Here is a 7,018-nt window from a genome sequence, read left to right on the forward strand (position 1 = left end):
TCCATTATGACCGCGCAGCTCTGTAGTCGTTGCACAGAAAAACGTGTCAAAACATAAAGAAGTGCAACCGGCAGACATCAGCCCTGTGGCGTTCTTGCGCTCTTTATGCGGAATTTTGCGGCGTTAAGCAGTAGGAGAATTCCGGTTATCCATTTTTGTATTTTTGCCGGTTATAGGAACTTATTCAGAAAGGGGCTGATGCCAGCGTAAAACCCAGGTAGGAAGCGCGGTTCCAGGATGAACGGTGTCATTGATCACGAAGAAATCTTCTTTGCGATAGAAGGCCACGGCGCGGTGGTTCTGCTGATACACCTCCAGCAGCAATAGCGGGAAATGGTCTTTTGCTTCCTGCATTAATTGCTGCGCGACGCCCTGGCCGTAGACGCTCTCTTTAACAAACAGTGCGCCGATAAATTGCTGATTCAGCACGCTGATAAAGCCATTAATCTCACCGTCATCGCCGCAGGAAACCCAGGTGGTGGCCTGCGGCAGGAAGGTCTCGCGCACCATTGGCGCGCTTTCGTACCAATACGACGCTTCAATAAAGGGGTGTGCCGCCAGTGTGCTGCGTAGCCACAACAGCATAATCGCTTCCGTGTCGGCAGACTTTGAGCGGCGGATCATGCTGGCTGATTTTTCGGGTGACAGAAACAGTAAGCCTGATGATCGTTCACCAGTCCGGCGGCCTGCATAAACGCGTAGCAGATGGTCGAACCGGTAAATTTAAAACCTTTCTTTTTCAGCGCCTTGGCCATGGCATCGGAGACGGCCGTTTTTGCCGGTACGCCTTCGGGCCCCAGTGGATTATTGATGACCGGTTGGTGCCCGACAAAACCCCAGATGAACTCAGAGAAATCTTCGCCGCTGGCTTGCATGGCCAAATAAATCTGTGCATTCAGGATGATAGCTTTGATTTTTCCTCGATGACGAACGATCCCGGCGTCGAGCACCAGACGCTCTACGTCGTCATCGGTCATTTTGGCGATGCGCACCGGATCGAAATTGTGGAAGTTCTGACGGTAGTTGTCGCGCTTTCTCAGAATAGTGATCCACGACAGCCCCGCCTGCTGGCCCTCGAGACACAGCATTTCAAACAGTTCACGGCCATCTTTGACCGGTACGCCCCATTCTTTATCGTGGTAGTCGAGGTAAATCGGTTCTTTCGAAACCCAGCTGCAACGGGTGGTCGCCATTCTATTGTCCTTATCAGAGGCCTATATGCGTGAGATCAGTGTGTGGCTTCTCGGATAACTCTGCAACGTCGTAATTTCTCCCCCTTCAACTTGACGCTGGTCGGATCTGAACAATATTTAAAGCCATTCATTACGTAATCCTTACGTTTTCATGGATTCGAATCACAGATATTTTAGGGAGTCACGATGATGACAGGCAAAAAAAACGCCGTATTACGGCTGACGCAGGGCGCTTTCGCCATGGCGATGTGCTTTGGTTTACAGCCTCCTGCGCAGGCTTACGATCAACTTTATGTGTTCGGCGACAGTCTGAGTGACACGGGCAACATTGGCCGCTGGACCTTCGACAGCAGCTCGCATCAGCTGTATGACGAAATACTCGCGCAGAATATCGGCACCCCATTAACGCCCTCCTCCAAAGGGGGGCTGAACTATGCCGAAGGCGGCGGCGTGGCCGTGCCGGGGCTGGATTCGGATTACACCACGCAGGATCAGGTGAAAAACTATCTGGCCGCTACCGGTGGCAAAGCAGATCCGAACGGGCTGTATATTCACTGGATTGGCGGCAACGATTTAGCGGCAGCGGCGCTCAGCCTGAACCCTATTTCCGCCGTGGAGATTGCCACCAACAGTGCGACCCAGGCCGCTTCGCAGGTGAATGATTTACTCAAAGCCGGAGCGGGAACCGTGGTGGTGCCGACGGTGCCGAACATCGGGCTCACGCCAGTGCTGATGGAAGGGATTATTCAAGTCGGCTTACTGCCGGTGCAGCAGCAGGCGCTGGAAGCCGCTTATAAATATTTGAATGCGCAAAATACACCAGGCACCGATGCGCGTACCGAAGCCATTCACAACGCGCTGAAGGCCTCGACCACCGCCGGGCTGAATTCAGCACTGGTTCAGGACCTGCTCTCCAAAGGGCTTATCGCCGCCTATGACGCGCTGAAAAGCGTGGCGGGCGACCTGACCGACACCTACAACACCACGGAGGATATTGCGCTGGCGAAAACCGGCGGCAACATTGCGCGCGTGGATATCAACGGGCTGTTCAACGAAGTCATCGCCGATCCGGCCCGCTACGGTTTTGCTAATACCGCCGGTACGGCATGCCCGGTAGGGACGTCGGCTTCAGAATGTACTTCGAACCTGCCGGGTTTTGACGCCAGTAAATCCTTCCTGTTTGCCGATCATTTCCACCCGACACCACAAGCACATGCGCTGATCGCGGAGTATATGCAGTCGGTGATCAATGGCCCGCTGGAAGTGGCGGCGCTGAATCAGGGATCGCTGGCGCTGACGCGCAATACGCAGGGGTTACTCGACAGCCGCTATCAGCAGTTGCGCACACAGAATAATGAATCCGGCACCTTTGGCATGTTCGGCGGTTATGCCGGGCAAAGTGCCGACAGTAAATTTAATCCATCACTGGGGTTAGGGGATGGAGATCTGACCACCAACTCGCTGAATATCGGCATGGACTACCAGCTGACCGAACGCTGGATGATGGGAGTGATGCTCTCCGGTGCTGATGATAAGCAGGACCCGACCGATAATTTCAGCTACCGCACACGGGGCTGGATGGCGACCGCCTTTACTGGCGTAAAAATCGCCGATAACGGCTGGATCAACGGCGATATCCACTATGGTTCGATGAACTATGACGATATCAACCGCAGCATGAAACTTGGCCCAACCACCCGTACTGAAAGTGGCGAAACCAACGGTAAGCAGATCGGCGGGCGGGTCACCGCCGGCTGGGACTTTCCGATTTTACCGGTGCTGAAAACCGGCCCGGTGGCGCAGTACAGCTGGGATTACAGCAACATCGACGGCTATGAAGAGAAGGATAACAACAGTACCTCGATGCGCTTTGGCGACCAGACTTCTCATTCGCAAATCGGTGCGCTGGGCTGGCGTCTGAATGCGCAACTGGGCATCGTTAACCCGTATGCGCAGGTAACCTATGACCGCCAGTTTGGCGATGACACCTATACCGCTACGGGTGCGATAAAATCCACCCGCACCCGGTTTAGCCGCACCACCGGTGAGCAGGATACCGACTGGGTCGACATGACCCTCGGTGCCAACGTGCAGATAACGGACAACATTGCCGCCTTCGCCGCCGTATCACAAACCACCGGGCTGGATTCCGGCGAACAGACCTCGTACAACGCGGGGATCAGTGCGAGATTTTAATGTTTGGGGGCGTTATGCCCCCATAAACTTCCCGTAAACCTTATCCAAAAACAGAACTCTTTCACTTCACATCATGCCCGCTACCTGATTCTGGCTGATTATCTTCCGCTCAGCGGGTATACTGGCGCACTCTTTTAAACTCACTGTCTCGCGTGCGAAACCAACATGCAAAAGTTTGATACCAAGACCTTTCAGGGCCTGATCCTGACACTCCAGGACTATTGGGCGCAGCAGGGCTGCACCATCGTTCAACCACTGGATATGGAAGTCGGCGCAGGGACCTCCCACCCGATGACCAGCTTGCGCGCGCTCGGCCCTGAGCCTTTTGCGGCGGCTTACGTCCAGCCATCCCGCCGCCCGACTGACGGCCGCTACGGTGAGAACCCGAACCGCCTGCAGCACTATTATCAGTTTCAGGTGATGATCAAACCTTCCCCGGAAAACATTCAGGAGCTCTACCTCGGCTCGCTGAAAGAGCTGGGCCTTGATCCGCTGATCCACGATATTCGCTTCGTTGAAGACAACTGGGAAAACCCGACGCTCGGCGCCTGGGGTCTCGGCTGGGAAGTGTGGCTTAACGGCATGGAAGTGACGCAGTTCACTTACTTCCAGCAGGTTGGTGGCCTGGAATGTAAGCCTGTGACCGGCGAAATCACCTACGGTCTGGAGCGTCTGGCGATGTATATCCAGGGCGTGGACAGCGTTTACGATCTGGTCTGGAGCGACGGTCCGTTAGGTAAAACCACCTACGGTGACGTGTTTCATCAGAACGAAGTGGAGCAATCCACCTATAACTTCGAATACGCCGACGTCGACTTCTTGTTCTCCTGCTTCGAACAGCACGAGAAAGAAGCGCAAACTCTGCTGGCGCTCGAAAAACCTCTGGCATTGCCCGCGTACGAGCGCATTTTGAAAGCGGCACACTGCTTCAACCTGCTGGACGCGCGTAAAGCGATTTCTGTGACTGAACGTCAGCGCTACATTCTGCGCATCCGTACCCTGACCAAAGCGGTAGCTGAAGCGTATTACGCTTCCCGTGAAGTGTTGGGCTTCCCGATGTGCAAAAAGAACGAGAAGTGAGAAACAGTGATGACTGAAAAAACATTTCTGGTAGAAATTGGTACCGAAGAGCTGCCACCGAAAGCGCTGCGCAGCCTTGCTGAATCTTTTGCCGCTAATCTGACTGCGGAACTGGATGCGGCAAACCTGCCACACGGCGACGTAAAATGGTTTGCAGCACCACGTCGTCTGGCGCTGAAAGTCTCGGCCCTGCACGAGTCACAGGCCGATCGCGAAGTTGAAAAACGCGGCCCGGCTGTCGCGCAGGCGTTCGATGCTGAAGGTAAACCAAGCAAAGCCGCTGAAGGCTGGGCTCGCGGTTGTGGTATCACCGTTGAGCAGGCCGACCGTCTGGTAACGGACAAAGGCGAATGGCTGGTTTACCGTGCACACGTCAAAGGCGAAAGCGCGCAACAACTGCTGCCTGCCATGATCGCCACGTCGCTGTCCAAATTGCCGATCCCTAAGCTGATGCGCTGGGGTGATTCCGACGTGCAGTTCGTGCGCCCGGTTCACACCGTGACGCTGCTGTTAGGCGATGAGCTGATCCCGGCAAAAATCCTTGGCATCAATTCAGCCCGTACCATTCGCGGTCACCGCTTTATGGGCGAGCCAGAGTTCACCATCGATAATGCCGATCAGTATCCGCAAATTCTGCTCGAGCGTGGCAAAGTCATCGCCGATTACGAACAGCGTAAAGCCATCATCAGAGAGGGCGCTGAGCTGGCGGCCAAACAGATTGGTGGTATCGCCGATCTGAGCGAAAGCCTGCTGGAAGAAGTGGCGTCGCTGGTGGAATGGCCAGTGGTGCTGACCGCGAAATTCGAAGAGAAATTCCTGGCCGTTCCTGCCGAAGCGCTGGTTTACACCATGAAAGGCGACCAGAAGTATTTCCCGGTATACGATGCTGCGGGCAAACTTCTGCCGAACTTTATCTTCGTGACTAACATCGAATCGAAAGATCCGCAGCAAATCATTTCCGGCAACGAGAAAGTGGTGCGTCCGCGTCTGGCCGATGCTGAATTCTTCTTCAATACCGATCTGAAAAAGCGTCTCGAAGACAATCTGCCGCGTCTGGCAACCGTGATGTTCCAGAAACAGCTCGGTACGCTGCGTGACAAAACCGATCGCATCGAAGCTCTCTCTGGCTGGATCGCCGATAAAATCGGTGCCAACGTCGAGAACGCCAAACGCGCAGGTCTGCTGTCAAAATGCGACCTGATGACCAACATGGTGTTTGAGTTCACCGACACGCAGGGCGTGATGGGCATGCACTATGCGCGTCACGACGGCGAAGCGGAAGAAGTCGCCGTTGCGCTGAACGAGCAATATCAGCCACGCTTTGCCGGCGACGAGTTACCGGCTTCCCCAGTGGCCTGTGCACTGGCTATTGCTGACAAGATGGACACCCTGGCCGGTATTTTCGGCATCGGGCAACATCCGAAAGGCGATAAAGACCCGTTTGCACTGCGCCGTGCAGCGCTCGGTGTGCTGCGTATCATCGTTGAGAAAAACCTGTCCCTCGATCTGCAAACCCTGACTGAAGAAGCGGTGCGCCTGTATGGCGACAAGCTGACTAACGCCAAAGTGGTCGATGACGTGGTTGATTTCATGCTCGGTCGTTTCCGCGCCTGGTATCAAGAAGAAGGCCACGCGGTTGACACCATTCAGGCCGTGCTGGCACGTCGTCCGACCAAACCGGCCGACTTCGACGCTCGCGTGAAAGCGGTGAGCTACTTCCGTACGCTGGATGAAGCCGCCACGCTGGCTGCGGCCAACAAACGTGTCTCCAACATTCTGGCGAAATCCACCGACACTCTGCTGGATCACGTTCACGCCTCCGTGCTGAAAGAGCCTGCCGAGCTGAAACTGGCCACGCATCTGGTGGTTCTGCGCGACAAGCTGGAACCGCTGTTCGCTGCCGGTCAATACAAAGAAGCGCTGGTGGAATTGTCTGCACTGCGTGAAACCGTGGATACGTTCTTTGATACGGTGATGGTGATGGATGAGAATGAGGCGGTTCGAGTTAATAGACTGACGTTGTTGTCTAAGTTGCGGGAGCTGTTCCTGCAAGTCGCGGACATTTCTCTGCTTCAGTAAGCAGGAGACTTTCAGCTTTATTAAAGCTGAAGCAAAGTATTAAGCGAGGTCGGAGGTACAATCCGGGCCTCGCTTTTTTGTTTTTAATTTCAAATTTGTTTTTAAATTCAAGATCAAAACCGTGGGCGCCGGCCCACACCGGCTCGGGGGGACCGCGCGTCCCCCCGAGACCATGAGGGATCCCCACAAATTACTCTTCTCACCAATGAGACACTGAGTCGTAGTTTTTTTGCCAGATATTGAAGGCGTTCAATATGTTGGCTGCTGTGATTAAATCGGATTCATGGCGCAGCACGTTTCTTGCTAATGTCTGGAATGAAAGGACCCTGCGAGTCTTTATTGTATTTGCCTGGTATGAATGATGTTTCCCTGTCAGTTCAATAAGATATCCAATGAACCATGTCATGACTGACGCTATCATTGACAGGAGGCACAGGACATTCAGCCGGGCTATTCCTGTACTCCCGCTG

The 7,018-nt window shown here is 54.4% G+C and carries 5 protein-coding genes and 1 pseudogene; 3 read left to right on the forward strand and 3 right to left on the reverse strand.

Going from position 1 to position 7,018, the window contains the following annotated elements; genetic code table 11:
* Positions 1–180 precede the first annotated feature (180 nt).
* Positions 181–624, reverse strand: coding sequence for an N-acetyltransferase (locus tag EAH77_RS23285; RefSeq protein WP_140475568.1), 444 nt, complete (start codon positions 622–624; stop codon positions 181–183).
* Positions 621–1,193: a DNA-3-methyladenine glycosylase I gene (locus tag EAH77_RS23290; protein WP_140475570.1), complete on the reverse strand. Its 573-nt coding sequence runs from the start codon at positions 1,191–1,193 to the stop codon at positions 621–623. The genes EAH77_RS23285 and EAH77_RS23290 overlap by 4 nt, the downstream gene beginning before the upstream one ends.
* 189 nt (positions 1,194–1,382) lie before the next feature.
* On the opposite strand from EAH77_RS23290, the gene EAH77_RS23295 reads away from it, so the two are divergent.
* The 3 genes from EAH77_RS23295 (at position 1,383) to glyS (ending at position 6,548) form a co-directional block, all read left to right on the forward strand.
* Positions 1,383–3,389 (forward strand): autotransporter outer membrane beta-barrel domain-containing protein, encoded by a 2,007-nt coding sequence (locus EAH77_RS23295; RefSeq protein ID WP_140475578.1) that lies wholly within the window; start codon positions 1,383–1,385, stop codon positions 3,387–3,389.
* 165 nt (positions 3,390–3,554) lie between these two features.
* Positions 3,555–4,469 carry a glycine--tRNA ligase subunit alpha gene (glyQ, locus tag EAH77_RS23300; protein WP_140475572.1) on the forward strand — a complete coding sequence of 305 codons (915 nt, stop codon included), beginning with the start codon at positions 3,555–3,557 and terminating at the stop codon, positions 4,467–4,469.
* Positions 4,470–4,478: 9 nt separating this feature from the next.
* Positions 4,479–6,548, forward strand: coding sequence for a glycine--tRNA ligase subunit beta (glyS, locus tag EAH77_RS23305; protein WP_140475574.1), 2,070 nt, complete (start codon positions 4,479–4,481; stop codon positions 6,546–6,548).
* A gap of 199 nt (positions 6,549–6,747) precedes the next feature.
* On the opposite strand, the pseudogene EAH77_RS25400 reads toward glyS, so the two are convergent.
* Positions 6,748–7,018, reverse strand: a pseudogene (locus EAH77_RS25400) (IS4 family transposase); the annotation flags it as partial.

This window comes from Ewingella americana, assembly GCF_006438725.1.
Lineage (GTDB): Bacteria > Pseudomonadota > Gammaproteobacteria > Enterobacterales > Enterobacteriaceae > Ewingella > Ewingella americana_A.